Below are 1,272 nucleotides of genomic sequence, written 5' to 3'. Positions count from 1 at the left end.
GCGTTTACAGGTATGCGTAAAAATGAATTACTATCTATCCCTTTCAACGGGCTAAGACATATTCATTCCGATACTGGAAATATACCTGTAGTATGGTCAACTACAACAAAATTGGAAAGTAATGGAGTACCAAGATTTACAAAATGGGTAACAGGTTCAATTGTTGAAGAAGCTTTTGAAGCAGCTAAATTTATCACTCAAGGAGCTTTGAACTGGTCTGCTAATAAGAGTCAGGTGGAAGAAGATGAGAGTAAGTTACCGTTGTTTTTTTCAATTGAAAATGGGAAATCTGGAAAGCCTCATCCGCATTTTGATTATGCAACAACTGCCTTAAATAGCAACCTCATTCAAAAAATAATGTCATCAGAGCACTTATTGATTTCAGAACAAGACTTAAAGGAAGTCAGTCAATTTTTATACGGCGATGAAATACCTAATAATATTAAATTAGGTGAGCCTTGGCCTTTAGGCTTTCATCAGTTTAGACGCTCCTTAGCCGTGTATGCTGCTTCTAGTGGTTATGTTTCATATCCTACCCTTAAATCCCAGCTAAAACATATAAGCATGATGATGACAGTCTATTACACGGACTCAAACTCTAGAGCGATAAATATTTTAGGCAACGGCCCTGAAGTCAAAGCTATGGAAAAGGAATGGCAGGAGGCCCAAGCAAGAGTAGAGTCAGATAGTTTGCATGAATTGTTAGATAGCGGGGTGACACTAACTGGTGCAGCTGGTAAAAATCTACAAAAAAGAAAAGTAGAGAATAAGCTTCCTAAGTTCTTAGATAATAGAAATAGTACTAAGAAAGCAGTCAAAAATGGCAAAATTCGTTATCGATCTACTTTAGTTGGCGGATGTATGTCTATTAAACCTTGTGATAAAGGTGCTGGTGTATTGGCATCTGCTTGTATTAGCTGTGAAAATGCGGTGTTTTCACCAGAATCCAAAAGTATTTTGCTACAAACTAAAGATTTTTATAAGTCTCAACTCACTTTAGATATTCCAAAGCGTGTTCATCATGAATACGAAGTGAGTATTAAAAAAATAGACAGTCTTCTTTCAGTATTAGAAGTAAATCAAGAGAAATAACATGAAAACTAGCCAGGCAGAACAGGCTTATTGGGATGCTTTGAATCGTCTACAAGATGGTACAGCCAAAATTGTCAATACAAAGTCATCACGGTTTAAGTTTACTAGAGACGCTGTAGGTAGAGAGGCAGGTAAAGGAAAAGGGTATGTCCGTAATGAGAGATATCCAGAACTTTGCGA

General features: G+C 36.9%; 1 protein-coding gene. It reads left to right on the top strand.

The window, feature by feature from the left end:
* The coding region (locus tag CXF62_RS14640) for a hypothetical protein (protein WP_185156571.1) at window positions 1-1,092 on the top strand (1,092 nt) is incomplete at its 5' end.
* Between the last annotated feature and the right edge of the window lie 180 nt (window positions 1,093-1,272).

This window comes from Psychrobacter sp. MES7-P7E, assembly GCF_002863645.1.
Lineage (GTDB): Bacteria > Pseudomonadota > Gammaproteobacteria > Pseudomonadales > Moraxellaceae > Psychrobacter.
Note: the sequence above shows the minus strand (reverse complement) of the source record. Positions and strands in the feature narration are given on the sequence as shown.